The sequence below is a fragment of the Kribbella pittospori genome (assembly GCF_004331465.1).
In the GTDB taxonomy this organism is placed as follows: Bacteria; Actinomycetota; Actinomycetes; order Propionibacteriales; family Kribbellaceae; genus Kribbella; species Kribbella pittospori.
This window is the reverse complement of the sequence record NZ_SJKB01000015.1, coordinates 13,961-35,723: the sequence shown is the minus strand read 5'-3', so window position 1 is coordinate 35,723 and position 21,763 is coordinate 13,961. Positions and strand designations below refer to the sequence as shown.

25 protein-coding genes are annotated in these 21,763 nt (G+C 68.1%); 16 read left to right on the top strand and 9 right to left on the bottom strand.

Annotation, left to right across the window (positions count from 1 at the left end; genetic code table 11):
• Positions 1 to 75: 75 nt before the first annotated feature.
• From E0H73_RS35565 to E0H73_RS35550, 4 genes are all read left to right on the top strand, one after another.
• Positions 76 to 579: a hypothetical protein gene (locus tag E0H73_RS35565; RefSeq protein ID WP_131363940.1), complete on the top strand. Its 504-nt coding sequence runs from the start codon at positions 76 to 78 to the stop codon at positions 577 to 579.
• Between the two features lie 206 nt (positions 580 to 785).
• Positions 786 to 1,067 (top strand): aa3-type cytochrome oxidase subunit CtaJ, encoded by a 282-nt coding sequence (gene ctaJ, locus E0H73_RS35560; protein WP_131363938.1) that lies wholly within the window; start codon positions 786 to 788, stop codon positions 1,065 to 1,067.
• Complete coding sequence (locus E0H73_RS35555; protein WP_131363936.1) at positions 1,054 to 1,452, top strand: DUF5130 family protein; 399 nt, start codon at positions 1,054 to 1,056, stop codon at positions 1,450 to 1,452. Before ctaJ ends, E0H73_RS35555 begins: the two co-directional genes overlap by 14 nt.
• Positions 1,449 to 2,045, top strand: a complete 597-nt coding sequence (locus E0H73_RS35550) for a GNAT family N-acetyltransferase (protein ID WP_131363934.1) — start codon at positions 1,449 to 1,451, stop codon at positions 2,043 to 2,045. Before E0H73_RS35555 ends, E0H73_RS35550 begins: the two co-directional genes overlap by 4 nt.
• On the opposite strand, the gene E0H73_RS35545 is transcribed toward E0H73_RS35550, so the two are convergent.
• The 3 genes from E0H73_RS35545 to pepN all read right to left on the bottom strand — a co-directional run bounded on the left by E0H73_RS35545 (position 2,015) and on the right by pepN (position 6,107).
• On the bottom strand, positions 2,015 to 2,713 hold the full coding sequence (locus E0H73_RS35545) for a hypothetical protein (protein ID WP_131363932.1): 699 nt from the start codon (positions 2,711 to 2,713) through the stop codon (positions 2,015 to 2,017). The genes E0H73_RS35550 and E0H73_RS35545 overlap by 31 nt on opposite strands.
• Before the next feature lie 208 nt (positions 2,714 to 2,921).
• The gene (locus E0H73_RS35540; protein ID WP_238164485.1) at positions 2,922 to 3,452 is read right to left on the bottom strand and encodes a hypothetical protein; all 531 of its coding nucleotides are present in this window, start codon (positions 3,450 to 3,452) and stop codon (positions 2,922 to 2,924) included.
• 84 nt (positions 3,453 to 3,536) lie between these two features.
• On the bottom strand, positions 3,537 to 6,107 hold the full coding sequence (gene pepN / locus E0H73_RS35535) for an aminopeptidase N (RefSeq protein WP_131363930.1): 2,571 nt from the start codon (positions 6,105 to 6,107) through the stop codon (positions 3,537 to 3,539).
• A gap of 108 nt (positions 6,108 to 6,215) precedes the next feature.
• Here pepN and E0H73_RS35530 point away from each other — a divergent pair, with 108 nt between their 5' ends.
• The 3 genes from E0H73_RS35530 (at position 6,216) to E0H73_RS35520 (ending at position 8,199) form a co-directional block, all read left to right on the top strand.
• Positions 6,216 to 6,830 (top strand): mycothiol-dependent nitroreductase Rv2466c family protein, encoded by a 615-nt coding sequence (locus tag E0H73_RS35530; protein ID WP_272949176.1) that lies wholly within the window; start codon positions 6,216 to 6,218, stop codon positions 6,828 to 6,830.
• Between the two features lie 90 nt (positions 6,831 to 6,920).
• Positions 6,921 to 7,715, top strand: coding sequence for a serine hydrolase (locus E0H73_RS35525; RefSeq protein ID WP_131363926.1), 795 nt, complete (start codon positions 6,921 to 6,923; stop codon positions 7,713 to 7,715).
• Between the two features lie 16 nt (positions 7,716 to 7,731).
• On the top strand, positions 7,732 to 8,199 hold the full coding sequence (locus E0H73_RS35520; RefSeq protein WP_131363925.1) for a ribose-5-phosphate isomerase: 468 nt from the start codon (positions 7,732 to 7,734) through the stop codon (positions 8,197 to 8,199).
• Here the strand turns inward: E0H73_RS35520 and E0H73_RS35515 are convergent.
• Positions 8,163 to 8,369 carry a hypothetical protein gene (locus E0H73_RS35515; protein WP_131363923.1) on the bottom strand — a complete coding sequence of 69 codons (207 nt, stop codon included), beginning with the start codon at positions 8,367 to 8,369 and terminating at the stop codon, positions 8,163 to 8,165. The two genes, E0H73_RS35520 and E0H73_RS35515, sit on opposite strands and share 37 nt — an antisense overlap.
• A 16-nt stretch (positions 8,370 to 8,385) precedes the next feature.
• Between E0H73_RS35515 and E0H73_RS35510 the strand changes: the two genes are divergently transcribed.
• From E0H73_RS35510 to E0H73_RS35475, 7 genes are all read left to right on the top strand, one after another.
• A complete protein-coding gene (locus tag E0H73_RS35510; RefSeq protein ID WP_131363921.1) occupies positions 8,386 to 9,210 on the top strand; it encodes an Fpg/Nei family DNA glycosylase in 825 nt (274 codons plus the stop codon).
• A 66-nt stretch (positions 9,211 to 9,276) separates the two neighbouring features.
• On the top strand, positions 9,277 to 10,374 hold the full coding sequence (locus E0H73_RS35505; protein ID WP_131363919.1) for a PP2C family protein-serine/threonine phosphatase: 1,098 nt from the start codon (positions 9,277 to 9,279) through the stop codon (positions 10,372 to 10,374).
• Positions 10,375 to 10,407: 33 nt separating this feature from the next.
• Positions 10,408 to 10,857 (top strand): hypothetical protein, encoded by a 450-nt coding sequence (locus E0H73_RS35500; RefSeq protein WP_131363917.1) that lies wholly within the window; start codon positions 10,408 to 10,410, stop codon positions 10,855 to 10,857.
• Positions 10,858 to 10,905: 48 nt separating this feature from the next.
• Positions 10,906 to 11,334 (top strand): SRPBCC domain-containing protein, encoded by a 429-nt coding sequence (locus E0H73_RS35495; RefSeq protein ID WP_131363915.1) that lies wholly within the window; start codon positions 10,906 to 10,908, stop codon positions 11,332 to 11,334.
• 55 nt (positions 11,335 to 11,389) lie between these two features.
• A complete protein-coding gene (locus tag E0H73_RS35490; protein WP_131363913.1) occupies positions 11,390 to 11,833 on the top strand; it encodes a nitroreductase family deazaflavin-dependent oxidoreductase in 444 nt (147 codons plus the stop codon).
• A 209-nt stretch (positions 11,834 to 12,042) separates the two neighbouring features.
• Complete coding sequence (locus E0H73_RS35485; protein WP_131363911.1) at positions 12,043 to 12,771, top strand: CDP-alcohol phosphatidyltransferase family protein; 729 nt, start codon at positions 12,043 to 12,045, stop codon at positions 12,769 to 12,771.
• A 165-nt stretch (positions 12,772 to 12,936) separates the two neighbouring features.
• Positions 12,937 to 13,782, top strand: coding sequence for a hypothetical protein (locus E0H73_RS35475; RefSeq protein WP_131363909.1), 846 nt, complete (start codon positions 12,937 to 12,939; stop codon positions 13,780 to 13,782).
• Between the two features lie 575 nt (positions 13,783 to 14,357).
• Here E0H73_RS35475 and E0H73_RS35470 read toward each other — a convergent pair.
• Entirely contained in the window at positions 14,358 to 14,927 is a 570-nt protein-coding gene (locus tag E0H73_RS35470; RefSeq protein ID WP_131363907.1) for a dihydrofolate reductase family protein, read from the bottom strand.
• 310 nt (positions 14,928 to 15,237) lie between these two features.
• On the opposite strand from E0H73_RS35470, the gene E0H73_RS35465 reads away from it, so the two are divergent.
• On the top strand, positions 15,238 to 16,923 hold the full coding sequence (locus E0H73_RS35465) for a SulP family inorganic anion transporter (protein WP_131363905.1): 1,686 nt from the start codon (positions 15,238 to 15,240) through the stop codon (positions 16,921 to 16,923).
• Positions 16,924 to 16,941: 18 nt separating this feature from the next.
• On the opposite strand, the gene E0H73_RS35460 is transcribed toward E0H73_RS35465, so the two are convergent.
• Together E0H73_RS35460 and E0H73_RS35455 are read right to left on the bottom strand one after the other, a co-directional pair.
• Positions 16,942 to 18,153: an MFS transporter gene (locus E0H73_RS35460; protein ID WP_131363903.1), complete on the bottom strand. Its 1,212-nt coding sequence runs from the start codon at positions 18,151 to 18,153 to the stop codon at positions 16,942 to 16,944.
• 247 nt (positions 18,154 to 18,400) lie between these two features.
• Positions 18,401 to 19,003 carry a TetR/AcrR family transcriptional regulator gene (locus E0H73_RS35455; RefSeq protein WP_131363901.1) on the bottom strand — a complete coding sequence of 201 codons (603 nt, stop codon included), beginning with the start codon at positions 19,001 to 19,003 and terminating at the stop codon, positions 18,401 to 18,403.
• Between the two features lie 69 nt (positions 19,004 to 19,072).
• Here E0H73_RS35455 and E0H73_RS35450 point away from each other — a divergent pair, with 69 nt between their 5' ends.
• Positions 19,073 to 19,507, top strand: coding sequence for a PaaI family thioesterase (locus E0H73_RS35450; protein ID WP_131363899.1), 435 nt, complete (start codon positions 19,073 to 19,075; stop codon positions 19,505 to 19,507).
• On the opposite strand, the gene E0H73_RS35445 is transcribed toward E0H73_RS35450, so the two are convergent.
• Both E0H73_RS35445 and E0H73_RS35440 read right to left on the bottom strand, forming a co-directional pair.
• A complete protein-coding gene (locus E0H73_RS35445; RefSeq protein ID WP_131363897.1) occupies positions 19,504 to 20,652 on the bottom strand; it encodes an AAA family ATPase in 1,149 nt (382 codons plus the stop codon). The two genes, E0H73_RS35450 and E0H73_RS35445, sit on opposite strands and share 4 nt — an antisense overlap.
• Positions 20,653 to 20,771: 119 nt before the next feature.
• On the bottom strand, positions 20,772 to 21,698 hold the full coding sequence (locus E0H73_RS35440; RefSeq protein ID WP_131364177.1) for a phosphotransferase family protein: 927 nt from the start codon (positions 21,696 to 21,698) through the stop codon (positions 20,772 to 20,774).
• Positions 21,699 to 21,763 lie beyond the last annotated feature (65 nt).

Genomic DNA, 21,763 nt, shown 5'->3' with positions numbered 1-21,763 from the left:
GCACGTTTCGTGAATTACTTTCGTGGGAAGTGCACTCCTTGAAATAACCGCCCCGTATTTCGAGGAGTGTCCCCCATGAAGTCAGTGCTCCGTCGTGTCCTCATCCCCGTCGTCGCCGTCATCGCCGGGCTGCTGCCCGCGGTCGTTGCCGTCGACCAGGCGTCCGCACTCACCAAGATGACGCACTCGCAGGCGGCCGCGATCTTCCGCGCCGCCGGCATCACCTGGTCGTCCAGCGGTGGCTGCTCGGACTGGAACAACCCGACCTGTACGTCGTTCACGAACATCAACGACTCCACCGTGTACGGCGTACGCACCCTGAAGCAGGCCAGTGGCTGCGCGGTGAACATCACCGGTGGGACCGAGGTCGGTCACGCCAGTGGCACCTACAGCCATCGCAACGGCTACAAGGTCGACATCTCGATCTACACCTGTGTCAGCAACTACATCCGCGGCACGTTCACCCGGATCGCCGACCGTGGTGACGGGGCCCAGCAGTGGCGCTCCGGTGCCGGCAACATCTACGCCAACGAAGGCAACCACTGGGACATCACCTACTACAACTGCGGTGGTTGCTGAGCAGAAGAACAAGCAGCGCTCCGCGCTGCGTTGGAGAGCAAGCAACTGCGATGGTTGCTTGAAGAACCAGCAGCGCTTCGCGCTGCGTTGGAGAGGGAAGCAACTGCGGTGGTTGCTGAATCTCTTCGTCTCTCCTTCTCTTCATGGTTGCCTCGGGGGTGAGCCCCGAGGCAACTGTGGAGGGGTGGGGGACTAGGCTCTGGAGCGTGATCACTCTGCTCTCCGGCCACACCGTGCTGGTGTTCGTCGGTATCCCCGCGCTGGTCATCGCGGTGGTGGCGCTGCTGGTCTTCGCGCCGTCGATCGCGAAGGGCCCGCGCTACCGCCCAGGCCTGTCCTGGTGGGCTCCGCCGGTCTGGATCAACGGTCCGGCCCCGGCCAAGCCGGACCCGGCCCACCTGCCCGAGCTGCCCGGTGCGCCGGGGACCCCCGCGACCGCCGGCACCGGCGTCGCCCGCACGACCGGAGGCGCAAGTGCCAGCTGGTGACGCATTCACCCCTGACCAGCTCTACGACATCGAGCGCGCGGTCCGGCACGCCGAGGAGGTCTCCGGCCTGCACTTCTCCGTGTACGTCGGGGGAGCCGACTCCGAGACCCGCCCGTTCGCGCTGGAGCTGCTGAACGAGCTCGAGGACCCGGACCACACGGTCCTGGTGTACGTCGACCCGGCCGGGCGCCGCCTGGAGATCGTCACCGGAGCACTCGCCAAGCGGCAGCTGTCGGACACGGCAGCCGGTCTGGCCGCGCTGACGATGCAGACCTCATTCGCCACCGGTGACCTGACCGGCGGTCTGGTCACCGGCGTCCAGCAGCTGGGCACGCACGCACACCAGCCGACGCTGCTGCACGCGAACGAGCCGCACCAGCAGTGAGCCCGGCGCTCCAGCCACGCCGGATCGAGCTGGGCGACGTCGTACTGCGTCCGTTCGTCCTGTCGGACGAGGCTGCGGTGGCCGACGCGCTGCGCGATCCGGACATCCTGCGCTGGACCGGAGGTACTGCGGTGATCCGCACTCCGGCGGACCTGCGTGCAAGACGGTGGCTGGAGCCGCGGGTCGACGGCTGGGCACGTGGCAGTGCGGTGTTCGCCATCGCGGATGCCGCGACCGACCAGGTGGTGGGCACGGTCTCGGTCCGGGACGTCAACCGGGTGCCTGACCAGGCGGTCGTCGCCTACTGGGTCAGCCCATCAGCGCGCGGTCGCAGGCTTGGTGCCCGTGCACTGGACGCGGCGGCCCGGTGGGCCTTCTCGTCGGACGGTCTCGGGCTGCACCGCCTCTCGCTGGACCACTCGCTGGTCAACGAAGGCTCATGCCGGGTCGCGACGCGGGCGGGGTTCCAGCTGGAAGGGACCATGCGGGACTACTTCGTCGAGGCGAACGGAGAGCGTCACGACTCGCACCTGCATGCGCGGCTCGCGACCGACCCACCGCCTCAGCTGCCGGGAGCGGCCGCCGGCTCGTAGGTCGGGCAGGCCGGGTTGCTGTACGCGCGCTGGGTCTTCGGCTCGGAACACAGATCGAGGACCTGCTCCGACGACGAACCCGGGCCCAGGTAGACGACCCAACTGTCGGTGATCGGCTCCATGGAGCTGTCCGCGAGCCCGGGGTACTGACCGTTGACCAGCATGGCCTTCGCCGGCACACCGGCCGCGATGAGCTTGGCCGCCGTACCCTTCGCGAGTGTGTCGGCCTCCAGACCGACGTCGGTCGGGTACTTGTCGAGGACCGCGATCCACTGGCCGCGTTTGAAGGCCGGCGAGGTCGGGCCGGTGTTGACCGCCGGCGTACTGGCGCGGGTCTTCGGTGCCGGCGTACTGGGTGGCGGCTTGCGATCCGCCTTCGCCGTACTGGCCGATGGATCCGCACTCGGAGTCGCAACGCCATCGGCCGGAGCGGCGGCGCCGTTCGGTACGGCGCCCGTCCGCAGACCATCGTCGGTCGTCGGCCCGGTCGATCCCCGCGTCAGGATGAACGCGAACACAGCGAGCATCGCGGCCGCGGCCACGATCGACGCGCCGATGGCGCTGTGCGACCGCTGGGCCTTCCGCGGCTGCTCCGCGGGGGTCTCGCGGCGCCGTGAAGGGCTGTGATGTCTCCGTGCTGCCCGGGCGGGCGGCCTGCGGTGATCCACGGGTGTCACGGCAAGGGCCCCTCCCCACAGTTCCCCGCAATCGGCTGATGCACCCGCAGCTTAAACCGAACCAGCGAGTAAGTGAGTCTTCTTCAGGTGGCGAGAATCTCCTTCTGCACAAGGGAATAGCGGTCCGCGCATGAGTCCTCACGATGTGCCGAAGAGCAATCGTTTGATACTCACTCGGTGCATCGGAGTGGTGACTCGATTAGGTCCCGGAGGGAATGCCGTCGAACTTGGGCTGCGGCCGGGTGTCGAGGGCGTCCTCGAGCCAGGCGTCGATGTCGACCCCGGCACCGAGGATGTGAGTCACGTACGACGCGCGCTCGTGGCTGAGCACCTCTTGTTCCCAGACACACGCACCCGCGCCGATCGGGGCCGGGCGCAGATCGTCGGCCTCCATCCCGCTGAAGATGCTGAGCCGGGACTGGAAGTCCTTCGCCCAGCTCTGTACGACGAGGTACATCGCGTCGTCGCCCAGATGCAGCACGACCACGGCCAGACCGAGCGCGCCCATCGCATCGTCGAACTCGAGTTGCCGGGTGGCGGTGGCCTGGGCGACCTCCACCATGTTGTCGTCCCACTGCCGTCCGCGCGCGGTGATGACGTACGGCTTCACGAGCCGGTGCGGGTACCGCCAGGGCATCAGCGGCGTGACTGGACGCGGGCGGTACGCCTCTGCGAGTCCGGTCAGCGCAACGGCTGCCGCACCGGCCAGGGCGGGGTCAGAAGCGGGCACCCCATCAGTTCTACAGGTCACCAGGGCGACCACGACACCGCCGGCCGCACATCGCAGTGGGGCCGGCGCTGTGCGGTGGACGGGTCAGCCGGCGTCGCGCGCCTGGGCCGCGATCGCGCGAGTCAGGTCGGCCTGGGCCTCGGTGACGTAGCGCAGCGTCGGGGCGTCGACTGACGACGACTCGGCCGACAGCCACCCGGTGAGCGCGTCCAGGGTGGACTGCTCCGGGAGGTGCCGCGGCGACAGGTAGACCAGCACGTTCTCGCCCATCGACGAGCCGAGCCGGGTGTAGACGTCCTTGGCCGCGCTCAGGTACTTCTCGACGTACGGCCGGAGCAGGTCCTCCTGGCCAGGCTGCTGGAAGCCGAGGATGGTCCGGAACTGCGTCTCGTTCGGGGTGTCCCCGGACTCGACCGCGATCCGCCACGCCTCTTCCTTGGCCTCGGCGGTCGGCCGTGCTGCCCGCGCCTGAGCCGCACGCTCGCCACCGGTGATGGTGGTGTCGCGGGTCAGCTCGTCGTCGATCTCGGCCGCGTCGATCCGGCCCAGCCGGGCCAGTGCGACGATCAGCGTCCAGCGCAGGTCGGTGTCAACGACCAGACCGGGCGGCAGGTCGCGGTCGTCCAGCCATGCCGTCAGCCGGTCTGCGCCGGCGTCGGAGAACACCGCCGAGCTGTAGGCCCGGGCGAATGCGAGCTGGTGGTCGCTGCCCGCCTCGGCATCCGCGAGCAGACTCGCCAGCGTCTCCTCGAACTGCGTCCGCAGTGCCGGCCGGTTCGCCGGAGCGGCGTACAGATTGATCGCACTGGTCGCCTGCGACAGCAGGGACCGTACGCCGGTCAGATCGGTCTCGGCCCGGATCCCGCGCAGCACGATGCCGACGTACTGGCTGGCCGGCATCTCCGCGTCGCGGGTCATGTCCCACGCCGCACCCCAGGCCAGCGCCCGCGGCAGCGACTCGGACAGCTGGTCGATCGACTCGACCAGCGTGGCCCGGGACCGCTCGTCCAGGCGGATCTTGGCGTAGGTGAGGTCGTCGTCGTTCAGCAGCACCAGGTCAGGCTGGGTGGCGCCGGTCAGCTCGGGCAGCTCGGTCCGCGGCCCGTCGATGTCCACCTCGAAACGCTCGGTGCGGACCAGTCCGTCGTCGGTCCGGCGATACAGACCCACCGCCAGCCGGTGCGGCCGCAGTACCGGGAACTTCTCCGTCGCGGTCTGCTCGATCGCGAACGACGTGAACGCACCCTCGGAGTCGACCGCGAAGTCGGCCCGCAGCGTGTTCACCCCGGCGGTCCGCAGCCAGCGCTCGGTCCAGTCGTCCAGGTCGCGGCCGGAGGCCTTCTCCAGCGGCTTGAGCAGGTCGGTCAGCTCGGTGTTCCCGAAGGCGTGGTCGGCGAAGTACTCCTTGAGCGCGGTGATGAAGGTGTCCTCACCGACGAACGCGACCAACTGCCGCAATGTGGACGCGCCCTTGGCGTAGGTGATGCCGTCGAAGTTCACCTCGACCGCGTGGAAGTCGACCATGTCGGCCGCGATCGGGTGCGTCGAGGGCAGCTGGTCCTGCCGGTACGCCCAGTTCTTCCGCGCGTTGCAGAACGTCGTCCAGGCACCGGCGTACTTCGTCGTCGCCACCGCCTGCGCCCAGTGGCTGGCCCACTCGGCGAACGACTCGTTCAGCCACAGGTCGTCCCACCAGGTCATCGTGACCAGGTCGCCGAACCACATGTGCGCCAGTTCGTGCAGCACGGTGTTGGCGCGGCTCTCCATCTCCGCGTGGGTGGTGCGGCTGCGGAACAGGTACTCGTCCCGCAGCGTCACGCAACCCGCGTTCTCCATCGCGCCCATGTTGTACTCCGGCACGAACGCCTGGTCGTACTTGTGGAACGGGTACGGCGTACCGAACGCCTGCTCGTACAGCTCGAAGCCCTGCTTGGTCACCTCGAACAGGTCGTCGATGTCCAGCGCGTCCTTCAGCGACGGACGGCACAGCAGCGACAGCGGATACGACCCGTGTGCGCCCTCGTACACGTCGGTGACGACGTGGTACGGCCCGGCCACGACGGCGGTGATGTACGTCGAGATCCGTTCGGTCGGCGGGAACTCCCAGCGGGCCAGCTCCTCGCCGTTCTCACCCTCGTACGGCGTCGGCTCGGGGGCCGGAGCGTTCGAGATGACGACCCAGCGGGCCGGTGCGGAGACGGTGAAAGTGAAAGGGGCCTTGAGGTCCGGCTGCTCGAAGGTGGCGAACACCCGGCGGGCGTCCGGCACCTCGAACTGGGTGTAGAGGTAGGTCTCCTTGTCGGCCGGGTCGACCGAGCGGTGCAGCCCTTCACCGGTGCGCGAGTACAGGCAGTCCGCGACGACACGGAGCTCGTTGCGGTCGGCCAGCCCGTCCAGCTGGATCCGCGCGCCGTCGTACACCGTGTCCGGGTCGAGCGCGCGGCCGTTCAGCGTCACCTCGCGGACCTTCTCCGCGATCAGGTCGGCGAAGCTGCTCGCGCCCGCCTCGGCGGCGAACGTGATGGTGGTCACCGACGGGTACGTCGGGGCGCCACTCGGGGCGTTGGACAGGTCCAGTTCGATCGCGTAGCTGACGTCGCTGACCACGCCCGCACGGGTACGCGCCTCGTCGCGCGTCAGGTTGGTTCCAGGCATGTCGGCATCCTATGCACCTGGCTCCAGGCTTCGCCGACGGTTTCCCCGCGACATTGCTGATGGATACCAAACCGGTGCCTGATTGTTCGATTTTGTATGATCGAGAACATGACTGCCCCCGCCGATTTCTGGTTCGACCCGGCCTGCCCCTGGGCCTGGATGACGTCTCGCTGGATGCTCGAGGTCGAGCAAGTCCGGGACGTGAAGACGACCTGGCACGTGATGAGCCTGGCCGTCCTGAACGATGGCCGCGAGTATCTGGACGACAAGTACAAGAGCTTCCTGACCAACGCCTGGGGTCCGGTCCGCGTGCTGATCGCGGCCGAGCAGGCGCACGGCAACGAGGTGCTGCTGCCGTTGTACACCGCGCTCGGCAAGCGGATCCACATCGAGGGCCGCGGCATCGGCGACGGCAAGGGCGACGTGGTCCAGGAAGCCCTGGCCGAGGTCGGCCTGCCTGCGTCGCTGATCGAGGCCGCCGACACCGACAAGTACGACGACGCGCTGAAGAAGTCGCACCACGCCGGCATGGACCAGGTCGGGATGGAGGTCGGTACGCCGGTGATCTCGGTCGAGGGCACCGCGTTCTTCGGCCCTGTCGTCACGCCCGCGCCGAAGGGCGAGGCTGCCGGCAAGCTCTGGGACGGCGTCCGCCTGGTGGCCGGCACCGAGGGCTTCTTCGAGATCAAGCGGACCCGCGACCGGGGCCCGATCTTCGACTGATTCGGTCTGTGATTCAAGGCTTGAATTCGCCCCACCCGGTTGGTGAAGGTTACTCACCAAGCAATTCCTCCAGCGGTGAGTAGGTATCAGATGACGTTGCGTGACGAGCTTCCCGAGACCGTGGCCGTGCCCCCGGGACTGACAGCGGGGATCGCTGTCTTCGACCGCGGGACCGGGCAGTTCGTCCAGCAGCAGAACGCCGACCATCGGTTCCGGTCGGCGTCGGTGGTGAAGCTGCTGATCGTGCTCGACCTGCTCTGGGACCGCGGACCGGCGTACGACGTATCGGCCGAGGACCAGGCCCGGCTCGAGGTCATGTTGCGTAGCAGTGACGACGACGCGGCCAGCTACTACTGGGATCACCTCGGTGGTTCCGGCATCGTCGAGCGGATGATCCGGCGGCTCGGCCTGACCCACACGGCCGGGCCTCCGGTCACGCACCCGGGCTTCTGGGGCTACGTCTCGATCACCGCCGCGGACACGGTCCGGATCTATCGCCACATCCTCGACGAGGCTCCGGCGCCGGTGCGCGAGTACGTGATGGGCCTGCTGCATGAGCCGACCCGCCTCGGTACCGACGGCTTCGATCAGTACTTCGGAATCGCGTCGGTGTTCGACCCGGACTTCAGCATCAAGCAGGGCTGGTCGGGGTTCCTCGGCTCGAGCGGCTACGGCTCCGACAAGGCCAAGCCGGTCGACGTTCCGCTGGATCTGGTGAGCGAGGCACTGCACACCACCGGGACGGTCGGGGCGGACGATCGCACCATCGTGGCGGTGTTCACCCTGCACCCGCGCGGAACGCAGTACGACAAGGCCTACACGGACGTGACGGCGCTGACGGCGGCGCTGACCGTGCCGGGCGGCGTACGGCGGACTGCGAGCTGATGCGAGACTTCTGGCCATGCGAGTCCACATCGGCTCTGACCATGCCGGCTTCGAATTGAAGAACCACCTGGTCCAGCACCTCACGGCTGCCGGGCATGACGTCGTGGACCACGGCCCCGCCGTGTACGACGCCGTCGACGACTACCCGCCGTACTGCCTGCGGACCGGGGTGGCGGTGGTGGAGGAGCCGGGCAGCCTCGGCATCGTGATCGGTGGCTCCGGCAACGGTGAGCAGATCGCCGCCAACAAGGTGAAGGGGGTCCGGGCGATCCTGGCCTGGAGCACCGACACCGCGCGGCTCGGCCGGGAGCACAACAACGCCAACGTGATCAGCGTCGGGGCGCGGATGCATTCCGAGGAGGAGGCGACCGGGTTCGTGGAGACGTTCCTGGCCACCGACTACTCCGGCGAGGAGCGGCACACCCGCCGGATCGACATGCTGTCGGGCTACGAGTCGACCGGCGAACTGCCGCCGCTGTCGTGATCCTCGGGCGCGTCGGCGGCTGTCCCGGTCTTGGCCGGGCGGCGGTCGACGGGCCGGCGGGGACGGGAGACGTCGCGGGCCCGCATCGAGCGGCCCGTGCCGACCACGGCCGGCGTGGGCGGACCGCTGCGGCCCTTGGCTCCCGACGAGCCCTGCGTTCCATTGGTCATCCCCATAAGAGGAATCATGCCTGAAGGTCACACCCTGCACCGCCTGGCGAGCGACATCTGGGACGCGTTCGGCGGCCGCCCGGTCCAGGCGTCCAGTCCGCAGGGCCGGTTCGTCGACGGCGCCGCGCTGCTGAACGGGCACGTCCTGCGGCAGACCGAGGCCCACGGCAAGCACTTCCTCGCCGACTTCGAGGGCGCCGGCTGGCTGCACATCCACCTCGGCCTGATCGGCAAGGTGGACTTCGGTACAGCGCCGATACCCGAACCGGTCGGTCAGGTCCGCCTCCGCCTGCAGAACGCAACGTCGTACGCCGATCTGCGCGGGGCGACCGTGTGCGAGGTGCTGACCGACGGCGAGCGCGAGGTGCTGATCGCGCGGCTCGGGCCGGACCCGCTCCGCGACGATGCGGACCCGGAGCTCGCGTGGAAGCGGATCCATCGCAGCAAGCTGCCGATCGGCCGGTTGCTGATGGACCAGGAGGTGCTGAGCGGCGTCGGCAACGTCTATCGCGCCGAGGTGCTGTTCCGCGCGAAGCTGCACCCGATGACTCGCGGCGACCTGGTCAAGAAGCGCGAATGGCAGGGTATGTGGAACGACCTGCTCGAGCTGATGAAGTACGGCGTCGAGACCGGCCGGATCGATACCGTTGCCGACGACCACACGCCCGAGGCGATGGGCCGTGACCCGCGGCAGGACGACCATGGCGGCGAGGTGTACGTCTACCGCCGGCAGGGCCAGCGGTGTTTCGTCTGTCACTCGGTGATCCGGACCGAACTCCTGGCCGGGCGCAACCTCTTCTGGTGCCCCAAGTGCCAGCGGACCGGTCTCACGCGCAAGTGATGGCAGCCAACAGTTGTATGACGATGTGATGCGCGGACCAGGGAGTGCCGTTATCTTCTTCACACCATGAACTGGCGCGGCGGTCTCGCTGGAGTAGTGCGACGGGTCGGCCGCCGGGTCGACGCGCTGGTCCGTCGTGCGCGCCGGTCCCACGCGATGGCGTTCGCTGCGATCCTGCTGATGACAGTGGTCTTCGCCGTCGCGAGCCTGAGCTGGGAGAAGCACTTCCCGGCGTCGGCGCTGATCATCCCGCTGTTGCTCGGCGGTCTGTTGCTGCGCTTCAAGCAATTGCTCGTGCTGACGCTGTTCACGCTGACGGTCAGTTCGTTCGTCGTGATGTCCCGGCCGGAGGAACTGCCGAAGACAGGGTTCGTGCTGGTCCTCGGGGTGATCGGCTGGATCGTGATCACGAACGCGAAGGTCCGCAGCCAGCTCGGCGTTCCGGGGACCCGCGGCGAGTCGATGCTGATGGAGTTGCGCGACACGCTGAACGCCCAGAGCGACCTGCCCGAGGTTCCGGTCGGCTGGCGGCTCGAGGTGGCGATCCGTTCGGCCGGTGGGTCGACGTTCTCCGGTGACTTCGTGGTGTCGACGACGCACGAGCAGGTGCTCGAGGTCGCGCTGGTCGATGTCTCGGGCAAGGGAATCGACGCCGGCACCCGGGCGCTGCTGCTGTCCGGTGCGTTCGGCGGGCTGCTCGGCGTCGTACCGGCGCAGGACTTCCTGCCGTCGGCGAACCGCTACATCCGCCGGCAGGACTGGGACGACGACTTCGCCACCGTGGTGCACGTCGCGGTCGACCTGCAGACCGGCGACTTCGACGTACGGACCGCTGGTCACCCGCCTGCGATCCTGTTCGATGCGTGGGCCGGGCGGTGGCAGACGCGCGAGTCCGACGGGCCGTTGCTCGGGTTGATGGAGGCGCCGGAGTTCGCGGTGAACCACGGGCAGCTGAAGCTCGGCGACGCGCTCTTCCTGTACAGCGACGGGATGGTCGAGACACCCCGCCGCGACATCGGCCGTGGCACCGACCGGCTGGCCGGGCACGCGGAACGCCTTGTCGGGCAGGGCTTTCTGGGCGGTGCCCGCGAGCTGGTGGACAACGCCGGCGGTCCCGGCGACGACTCCGCGATCGTGATCATCCACCGCCTGGCCCACGGGTAGGCGTGCGCTCGTGATGGCGTAGCCTGCTCGATCGTGACGAGCGAGGGCTTCGACAAGGATGCTGACCGGGCGGCGCCGGACGTGTCGTTCGAGGAACTGGTCGCGCTGATGCCGGACGCGGTCCGGGACGCGTTCCCGCCGGACCGCTGGCAGTTGGAGAAGCTGTGGGCGCTCGACCTGAAGGTCGAACCGGTGGAGATCGCCGACCTGGTCTGGATGTTCGACCTGCCGCTGTGGCAGCTCGACGGCGAACGGTTCAAGATCACCCCGAACCAGGTCGCCGAGACCCCGATGAACTTCCGTGCCAGCTACCAGCGGGTGATGGACTCCGACCTCGACCACCCGATCAACCTGGTCGCGTATCGGGGTCGTCTGGTCGTGCTGGACGGCGTACATCGACTGCTCAAGGCGCACTTCCTGCGCCGGCGCTGGATCGAGGCCACCATCGCGACCGCCAGACAGTTGCAGTCCTGCGCGCCGTGAACCCCGACCGGCTGGTCTGTGACTACCGGCGCTGGCAGGGTGGTGGCCATGGAGAGCAGGGTGGAACGTGAGGTGTACGTCGAGGCGCGACCCGATCAGGTGTGGGCGGCGCTGACCCAGGGGGAGACCTTCACCCGGTGGTACGCGTTCGGCGGGGCCGAGATCGACCTGAAGCCGGGCGGCCGGATCGTGCTGCAGTGGGACGAGCACGGGCGGTACCTCGGCTTCGTCGAGAAGGTCGAGCCCGGCCGCCGCTTCGCCTACCGGTACGCCGTCGAGGCGGACACCGACCCAGCGCCGGGGAACGCGAATCTGGTCGAATTCACCCTCACTCCGGAAGGCGACGGCGCGCGGCTCGGTGTGGTCGAGTCCGGTTTCGACCGGCTGGAATCGCCCGCCTCCTCCCACCCGGAGGAGTCGGCGCTGTCCTGGGAGGCCGGCTTGGCGGCCCTCGCCGAACTCGCGCCCACCCTGTGACGCCGTGACGCGCCTCGACTGGTGATGGTGATGCGTCACCATTACCATTGGTGACATGACAGCAAGCAACGAGGATTATGCGCCGAGCCCGACCGACTGGGTCCGCGACCAGGTCGACAAGGTCCACGCCGCCGGCACCACGGACGTCGTCGACATCATCGGGCGCAAGGTGGTCCTGATGACCATGCGCGGCGCCAAGTCCGGCAAGATCCGCAAGGTCCCGGTGATGCGGGTCGAGAACGACGGCGTGTACGCGGCTGTCGCGTCGCTCGGCGGCGCCCCGAAGAACCCGGTCTGGTACTACAACCTGAAGGCCGACCCGAAGGTCACCCTCCAGGACGGTGACGTCACCAGCGAGTACGTCGCCCGCGAGATCGAGGGCGCGGAGTACGACGAGTGGTGGAAGCGGTCCGTCGACGCGTACCCGCCGTACGCGGAGTACCAGACCAAGACCAGCCGGAAGATCCCGCTGTTCCTGCTGGACCCGGTCAGTAACTGAGCCACGCCACGCTGGAACCGGCGGCGAACCTTTCAGGTCGCCGTCGGTCACGCAGGGCCGAGGCGATCCCAGTAAAGTCTGTGAACAGTTCGGTCGCGGAACGGTACAGGCTGCTCAGAGCGGTCCGGGGACTGTGAGACGCTGGGCTCGGTAGTTCGGCGCGCTGCGTCGACCGAGTTCTGGGAGTCGTCCTGACCACACACGACGCGGTGCAGGAACCGTTCGTCGGGTCGACGCGGTTGCGTCTGGCCGGACTGGCACTGCATGCCTATACCGCGAGCGGAACGGTGCTCGCGCTGCTGATCGTCATCGCCGCCATCGACGGGGACGCGGTCCGTGCGCTCTGGCTCGGCCTGGCCGCACTCGTGATCGACGGAACCGACGGGATGCTGGCCCGCCGGCTGCGGGTCAAGGAGACGATCCCGTGGTTCGACGGCGCGATGCTGGACAACATCGTCGACTACCTGACCTACGCGTTCGCCCCGATCGTGCTGCTCTGGACCGGCGACTACCTCCCCACCGGCGCCCTCGGCGCGGTGCTCGCGGCGCTGCCGTTGCTTGCCTCCAGCTACCAGTTCTGCCGGGTCGACGCGAAGACCGACGACCACTTCTTCCTCGGGTTCCCCAGCTACTGGAACGTGGTCGCCTTCTACGTCGTCGTCCTCGGCCTCAGCCCGGTCACCACCGGCATCATCCTGGTCGTCTGCTCGATCCTGGTCTTCATCCCGGTCAAGTACGTCTACCCGTCCCGGACCAAGGCGTTCCGGTCGCTCAACCTGCTGACCACCGCGATCTGGCTGGCGTCGTACGCCGTACTCCTCGCCCAGATGCCCGACCCGAACACCATCGTGGTCGCCGTCTCGCTGGCCTACCTCCTGTACTACGCGGTCCTGAGCCTCTACATGACCTTCTGGGTCCCCCGACGCAAGGCCGTCTGAGGCCATGCCTCCTGACCCCGCGCCTACTGCGCGGCACTCGGCACGGCATCTCGCCGCACTGGTGCAAAGGCCACGATGCGCCGCATCGAGACCTTCGCCCCAGCACGCCGAGCTACCGCACCGAGCACCTGCTCGCGACGACGCGGGGCCAGGAGGCATGGCCTAGTGCTCCTAGGTCTGGGGGCGGCGCTCGGCGCCGCGGTGCTCTTCGGTATCGCCTCGATCCTGCAGGCAGTCGGTTCGCGCAAGGTGCCGACCGAGTCCGAGCTGGATCCGCGGCGGCTCGGCGGGTTCGTGGTCGCGTTGCTCAAACAGCCGGCGTTCGTTGGTGCGTTGGTGCTGAATCTGGCCGGGTTTGGGTTGCATTTCGTTGCCCTTCGCCTCCTTCCGCTGTACCTCGCGCAGGCTGGGATCGCGGTCAGTCTGGTCGTGACCGCGTTGCTCGCGACCCGGCTGATGTCGGATCAGCTGAGTGCGCTCGAGTGGTCTGCTGTGCTTGCGGTCTGCGTCGGGCTTGGGCTGCTGGCTGTGTCGGCGGGGGATGCGGGGGAGAACACGGAGCATCACGGGCTGACGATCGGGGTCATCGTCGGTCTCGTCGCGATCGCGATCCTCGGGGCGCTCGCTAGTCGGTCGCAGCATGGGGTGTCTACTGCGTTGCTTGGTTTGCTGGCGGGGCTTGGGTACGCCGGGGTCGCGATCTCGGCGCGGTTGTTGCAGGACGGGTCTTTGGGGGAGTTGTTTCGCAGCCCTACGACGTACACGCTGCCTATCAGTGGGGCGATGGCGTTCATTCTGTACTCGCTCGCGTTGCAGCGTGGGTCGGTGACGCTGGCAACCACTCCGATGATCGCCCTCCAAACCATCACCCCAGCCGCCGTCGGCGTCTTCGTCCTCGACGACGCCGTCCGCGCCGGCTGGTGGCCGGCCGCGATTGCCGGCTTCCTTCTCTCAGCTGTGGGCTCCCTCATCCTGGTCCGCTTCGAATCCGTCAAACCCGACCCGAGGTAGTCGGGACTGCCCCGCGGGGTGTGGTTGGGGTACTGAGGTGGTGGTGTGGTTGGTCCTCACGCGACCTTGTGCACCCACCAACCACGTGGCGACCGCCGAGGTGGTCGAGCCGTGCCCAAGGTCCACGGCGAGCTGCGCGCTGCCGCCCGCGGTTGAAGGCGTCGGTGGGCTGTGGATGCGGGGTCGGGATGTGGTCGGGGTGGAGGTCTGGTTGGTCCTCACGCGACCTTGTGCACCCACCAACCACGTGGCGACCGCCGAGGTGGTCGAGCCGTGCCCAAGGTCCGCGGCGAGCTGCGGGTTGCCGCCCGCGGTTGAAGGTGTCGGTGGCTGTGTTTGTCGGGGTGGGGTGCGGGTGTGGTCGGGGTGGAGGTGTGGTTGGTCCTCACGTGACCTTGTGCACCCACCAACCACGTGGCGACCGTCGAGGTGGTCGAGCCGTGCCCAAGGTCCGCGGCGAGCTGGGGGTTGCCGCCCGCGGTTGAAGGCGTCGGTGGGCTGTGGGGTGATGGGGAGTGTGGTCGGGGCAAGTGTGATTGTGCGAGGCAGCGACCAAGGTGCCAGGACAGATCACGTCAAGCCGTTACGCGCGTGGGCCGGTGTCGCAGGGCGACCACCCCCGACCGGAACTCTTGGCGATCCACGAGCTCGAGCTGGATGCGCTCGCGCAGACCGGCGAGCAACGTCGGACCGTGTCCGGCAAGGACCGGCTGAACAATGAACACGTACTCGTCGATCAGTCCCAGATCTGCCAACGCCAGGGGGAGCGTCACGCCACCCACGAACAAGCCCTCGCCTGGCTCCTGCTTGAGCCGCTGAACCGCTTGCCCCAAGTCGCCTCGGACCAGCTCGGCATTCCAATCGACCCCGCTCAGCGTGCTCGACACCACGTACTTCTTCGTCCGGTCGATGGCCTCGGCGAACGGGATCTCCCACTCACCCATCCAGTCAGGCCACGTGCCCGTGGCCGGCTGCCGCCACGCCGACTCCATCATTTCGTAGGTCACCCGGCCGAAGAGCAGAGCATCGGCTCGTTCCATCTCAGCGGTCCAGTAGCGCATCGACTCCTCGTCGGGCGGGAGCCCTGCCTCGTGATGGCAGCAACCGTCGAGCGTGACGTTGATCGAGTAGCGAAGTGGTCTCATCTCATTGCTCTCGCTTCATGCGCGCAGCGCGTTTCACCGGACCGTAGTCAGACTACTGTCGGCGCCATTGAGTCGCGGCCGCCGGACCAACACCGCACCGGCCACAGTTGCCGAACCCGCCGCCCTCAGCACTTCGTGAGCTGAGGGCCTCAGGCCACGTTGTCGAGGACTCGGATGCCGCAGAGCTCGGTGTGGGGGCTGGGATTCGTATCGCAGGAGGCGGGGACACAGCTCAACTGCTCGGTGGTTCGGTGGGGTGGCGGTGTTGTACTTGTGCTCTCGTCGACCAGGGCGTGGGTAGGGGATGGGCATGGGTAGATGGTCTGTGTCGGTGACCGGGGTGGCGACGCTGCGGGAGTATCGGCGGGGCTGGTTGCGGCCGGATCTGATTGCTGGGGTCACGGTGGCGGCGTACTTCGTGCCTCAGGTGATGGCGTACGCGCAGTTGGCCGGGTTGCCGGCGGTGACTGGGTTGTGGGCGGCAATCGGGCCGCTGCTGTTGTACTTCCTGCTCGGCTCGTCGCGGCTGCTGTCACTTGGTCCGGAGTCGACGACCGCGCTGCTGACGGCTACCGCGATCGGACCGCTTGCCGCAGGTGATCCCGTTCGCTACGCGGCACTGGCCGCCGTACTCGCTCTGATCGTTGGCGTCATCTGCGTGCTGGGTTGGCTGGCGCGGCTCGGGTTTCTTGCGGATCTGTTGTCCAAGCCGGTGCTGGTGGGGTACCTGACCGGCATCGCGGTGATCATGATGACCGGCCAACTCGGCCGCCTGACCGGTGCTCCGGTGACCGGGGACTCGCCGCCCGCCGAGGTGCTGTCTGTGATCCGTCTGTACGACGAATGGCAGACAGCGCCGTTGGTGTTGTCATTGGCCTCGCTGGGGTTGCTGCTCGCATTCGCCCGCTGGACGCCGCGACTCCCCGGCCCGCTCATCGTGGTCGCGCTCGCGGCCCTGGTGACGTGGGCGGCAGGGCTGGGTGACAAGGGAGTGACCCTGGTCGGCAACGTGCCCAGCGGTCTGCCCGTTCCGCGGCTGCCGGACATCACGGTCGCGGACGTCGGTCTGCTTGCGTTGCCGGCCCTCGGCGTTGCCCTCGTCGGCTACACCGACACGGTGCTGACCGGCCGTGCGTTCGCCTCCCGTGGCCAAGAGCGTGTCGACCCCGATCGTGAACTCCTCGTCCTCGGCCTGGCGAACGTGTCCGCCAGCCTGGTCCGTGGTTTCCCGATCAGCAGCAGCGGCAGCCGGACTGCACTCGCCGAGGCGACAGGCGCGAAGAGTCAGGTGTACTCACTGGTCGCCGCAGCCGTCATCGTCGCGACGTTGCTCTTCGCCGGACCATTGCTGTCGACCTTCCCGATCGCCGCACTCGGCGCGCTCGTGGTGTTCGCCGCCCTACGGCTGATCGAATTGGCCGAGTTCCGCCGCATCGCCAACTTCCGCACCAGCGAGTTCCTGCTGGCGATCGCTACCACGGTCGGCGTGATCGGTCTGGATGTCCTGTACGGCGTCCTGGTCGCGGTCGCTTTGTCCGTGATCGACGTACTGCGTCGCGTCGCCCGCCCACATGACGGCATCCTGGGCTATGTGCCGGGGATCGCCGGTATGCACGACATCGACGACTACCCGGACGCGAGGCCGGTCCCGGGCCTGGTCGTCTACCGCTACGACTCGCCACTGTTCTTCGCGAACGCCGAGGACTTCCGCCGCCGCGCGATGGCCGCGGTCGACGACGCCGACGCGCCGGTTGGCTGGCTGCTCCTCAATGCCGAGGCGAACGTCGAGATCGACATCACCGCGATCGATGCGCTCGACTCCCTCCGCGAGGAACTCACCACCCGCGGCATCGTCCTCGCCCTGGCCCGCGTCAAACAGGACCTCCGCGACGACCTCAACGCCGCCGGCTTCCTCGATCGCCTGGGACCTGACCGCCTCTTCTACACCCTCCCCACCGCGGTCGAGGCCTTCCGTCGGGAGACCGCGTCGTCGTGATAGTTGCCTCAAGCAATTTCATGGCACCTCTGCTGCCCCGTCTGCCGCAGCGATCCAGGATCGACCGGCGAAGATGGCGAGCAACGCGCCGGCGGCACCCATGATGCCTACCGCGGTTGCCGGTGAGGTCAGGCCGGCCACCGCACCGGCGGCAGCAACACCAAGTCCTTGGACAGCCTGCAATCCCGCCGAGGCAAGCCCGATGACCTGCCCTCGTCGGCTATCCGGCACCAGACGGACGAACATCGGCGTGACAAGCATGGTGTACGACGACAGCACACCGACCAGTGTCCAGAGCCCGATCGCTGCCGGCACTGATGGGACGGCGGCACTCACCACCAGCGGGATCCCGGATGCGACCGCGAGCGGTGTCAGCGACCGGATCCGCCAGTGCGCAGGCATCCAGCGGGTCAGCAGCAACGACCCGACGAGAGCGCCCACAGGGTCCGCGGCCATCAGTAGACCGACCGCGGCCTCACCTCTGCCTGCCTCGGCCGCGTAGGCCGCCGCGAGTCCTTCGGGTGCGATGTAGAAGCCGTACAGATACAGCAAGCCGAGCAGGCTGCGGAGCCGACGGTCGCCCCAGATCACCCGGAACCCTCCGGACAGCGACCGCCCGACCGTCATCGGCTCCGCTGCGTCCGGTGGCCGGTGGAGACTCGCGCCGAACCGGACGACAGTCGACGAGACCAGGAACGTCAACGCGTTCAGCCCCAGCGCGACGTGCGATCCGGTCAGGCCGACCAGCAATCCACCCGCGGCGAATCCAGCCACCTGGACGATGCTGTCGGTCGCACTCGCGAGACCGACTCCGACGACGTACCGATCTCCCTCGAGGACACTCGGCAGGATCGCGTTGCGAGCAGCGCTGTACAGCGGCTGCAGTCCGACCACGACGATCAGCAGTGCGGCCAGTACGGCGACCGGCAGGCCGGGGATCGCCATCACGGCCACCAGACCCGCGCGGCTCAGGTCGGTTAACACCATCACCGTACGGCGCGGGAACCGGTCCGCCAGTCCAGTCAGCAACGGGGCGCTGACCAACGGCGGCAGGAACGACAGGGCGTACGTCAACGCGGTGACGGCGGCGGAACCGGTCCGGTCGAAGACCAGTACGGCGATCGCGACTCGGGCGAGCTGATCGCCGAGCCGGGACTGCGCGTGCGCGATCCACAACGCACGGAACTCGGCCACGCCCACGACTTCGCGGATGGTCGGGCGGCTGGCCATGCGCCGACGCTAGGCCGCGCCACTTTCAGATCGCTGTCACCGCCGGCCGGGCCCTGCCGTGAAGATCGCTGGTACCGCCGGCCGGGCCGGCCGTGAAAGCAGAGTGAAGGTGCCCGCTGCCAGGCTCGGATCTCAACCTGTCACATCAACCGAGGAGGCCATCATGCGCGACCGCGAGCTCAAAGCCACCAACAAGGACTGGTGACTTGGACGGGTGCGGCCTCGCGCCGCACCCGTTCCTGACGACCTAGCGCTGGGCGAGGTGGCGGAGGAGGGCGGTCAGGCCGGCGACCTGGTAGCGCCAGAAGCTGGTGATCGTGGCGCGGAGGTCCGCCTCGGTCTCGTTGTGGAGCAGGATCCGGGCGATGGTTCTCGAGGTGTTCGTCCAGATGGATTCGAACAGGTCGAGGTCGCCCGGGGCAACCGCGTCGGCCGGCAGCGCGTTGACGAGCGCGTCCACGGACAGGCTGTTGATGCGCGCAACGACGTCCGCGTGCCGTGTCCCGGCCGCACCGGAGAGGATCACGACAGACTCGAGCCGGTACTGCAACCAGAACTGCATCATCTCGTCGGCGACATCCGTGGTCGTGCCGTCGCGTTTCACCAGCGCGGCGAAGTCCTCGACCCGGCGGCCGACGACCTCCTCCAGCGCGTTGACGACCTCGTCCGGTACGACGGCGTCGTACAACTCCTGTTTGTTGCGGTAGTAGCGGTACAGGTTCGCCGGTGCCATCCCGGCCTCGGCCGCGACACCGGCCATCGTCGCGCCGGCGTACCCGTGGACGGCGAACGCCCGGAGTGCGGCGACGCGGATCCGGGACCGGACGTCGTCCTTCAGCACCTGTGGCACACGAAGAACCTAGCATGAATAGTGAATCTATGATTCGCTATTGGCGAGAGTCGATCAGAGGAGGCAAGGATGACGCGCACCGGAGTGTTCTGGGACGGCGTGGAAGGGCGGGCGCCGATACCGCAGGCGGCGCGCACGCTCGGGTTCGAGCTGATCGAGGCCGATCCGGACCAGGGCACGATCTCCGTCGCGTTCGCCGGGGTCGAGGCGTTCACGAATCCGTTCGGCGAGGTCCTCGGCGCCTTCCTCGCCGCGATGCTCTACGACACCGTCGGCCCGGCGCTGCTGGCCACGCTCCCGCCCGGCCGGTTCATCGAGACCCTCGACCTCAACACCACCTTCGTTCGTCCGGCCCGCATGGGCAGGCTGGTTGGGCATGGCCGGGTCGTCACCCGCGTCGACGACCACGCCACGCTTGAAGGAACGCTCCATGGCGCCGACAACCAGATCGTCGCCACTGCTACCGCCACCGCTCGAGTCATAGACCTCCCATCGGCCGCCTAGCGGGTCGGCCACTTCCATGCGGGTTCGTCGAGAGGACCTTGGCCGGCGATCGTGGTGGCGCCGTGGTCTTTGACGAGTTCGATCGTGTGCAGGTCGTCGAGCGCATCCAGTGCGGCGAGAAACGGCCGGGAGTGCGTCACGACGATGACTTGCGCTTCCTTCGCGGCGGTGACGACGAGATTCGCCAAGGCCGGCAGGAGGTCCGGATGCAGGCTCGTCTCGGGCTCGTTGAGCACTAGGAGCTCTGGCGGTCGCGGGGTCAGCAACGCAGCGACCCACAGCAAGTACCGCAGCGTCCCGTCGGACAGCTCGGCCCCGGACAACGGCCGCAGCAACCCGTGCTGGCGGAACGAGATCTCGAACCGCCCACCAGCGTTGACGATCGCCAGGGTGCTGCCCGGGAACGCCAGCTCGATCGCCTCATCGAGTGCACCCTTGATGCCGATCTCCCGGATCGTCTGCAACGCGGCCGCGACGTCGGCGCCGTCCGGATCGAGCACCGGCGTACGCGTGCCGATCTGCACACGACGGGCGGGCGCGTCAGCGTCGGTGCGGAAGTGATCGTAGAAGCGCCAGGATCGCAGCCGCTCCCGCACGGTCAGCAGCTCCGGCGCGCGTTCCGGATCGGCGAACTCGCTGAGCATGCTGTCGAAGGTCTGAAGCTGGTGACCACCGCGCAACCACTCGCCCGAGCCGGCGCGGATGCGTACCTCGCGGTTGACGCGCTCAACCAGCAGCGATGCCGGCCGCAGGAACGGCCCCGCCCACAGGGCTTCCCGTTTGATCTCCGGATCGAGATCGAACACGGAACCATGTGGCACCGGCAGGCCGAGATCCATCAGATAGCCGTAGTCGTCGCCCGCGAATCCCAGGCGCAGGTTCACCGGCCCGGTCCGCACAGTGCCCTGCACCGGCCGATTCTTGCGCACGTGCTCCGGCCCAGCCCACAGCGTCGACTGAAGACCGCCCTCCCGAGCCAATGCGGCGACGGCTCCATTGCGCGAGGCATCGGCGAGCAGGCGAAGCGCTCGGTAGAGACTCGATTTGCCGGTCCCGTTCGCGCCGGTCACGACGTTGAGCCCACGCAACGGCATCACCACGCGGCGCAGTGACCGGTAGTTTTCCACCGCCAGGGTCGTGAGCATGTCCGTCACGCTACCGACCTGCTCCGACAGAACGAATCGCTAGACACTGGGCGGTCGGCGCGGATGCGGTCTGACCTGTCGGACTTCGCGACCGCTTGCCGTGTCCAACTGGTGGAGGCCTAGGTCGGGTTGATGCCCAGTGCGGTGAATCGCTGGGCGAGGTCGTCGACCCAGGCGTGCGGTGTTCGATGATCCGGCAGCGCGACGCCCGCTTCGCTACGCCAGAGTGCGTCGCCTAGGGCAGTGCGTAGGTGCCAGGCCATCACGTGCTCGGCTGACAGTTCGTGGCCGGTGAGCTGGTTGTAGTGGTGGAGGGTTGCGGTCAGCAGTTCGACGCCCGGACCTGTTCCGGGGAAGGCGCGCAGGTCGTACTCCGCCTCGGCCAGGCCGGCGGTCTCGAAGTCGACGACCGCGCGGAGGTGGTCGCCGTCCCAGACCTGATTGCCGCCATGCAGATCGCCGTGGACCAGCACGTTCTGGCCCGGCGTCGCCAGTACGTCGTCCGCCCAGTCGCACCACCGCAGGACAGCCGGACGCTGATCCGGGCGAGCCCATTTCGGGAACCGGTCGCGCAGGTCGTCGGTTGTGGCTGGTTGGAGGATCGCGGGAGGAAGCTCACCGAGAACGGCTTCGACACGGGTCGCTGACTGGTTCAAGGCAGCCAGGAACTGCGCGAGCTGCCGGCCCACGTCGTCCCGGTCCAGCGAGTCCACGACCTCGAACAGCGACTTGCCCGGCACCAGCTCGGTCACCAGGAGCAGTGGATCGGTGCTGCTAGCAACTACGTTCGGCAGGAACGGAATGCCCGGCTCACGCGCCAAGGCCTCCAGTACGCCGATCTCATGCGCCAGCCGAAGTCCGGCCTGCCGCGACCACGCGAACTTCGCCACGAACCGCCCACCAACAACCGCACTCCCCGCCCACCACAGCGGATCCCCCTCACCCAACGCCTCCCGAACCACGACCGGGCAATCCCCCAACCCAGGCGCAACCTCCTTCAACGCGGCGCCAACTGCCTCAGGAGACCCGTCCTCCAACCACCTCATCACCCCCGGAGGCTACCCCTAGAAACGAAACTGCCCTCGGTCTGTTGGGCAGACCGAGGGCAGTT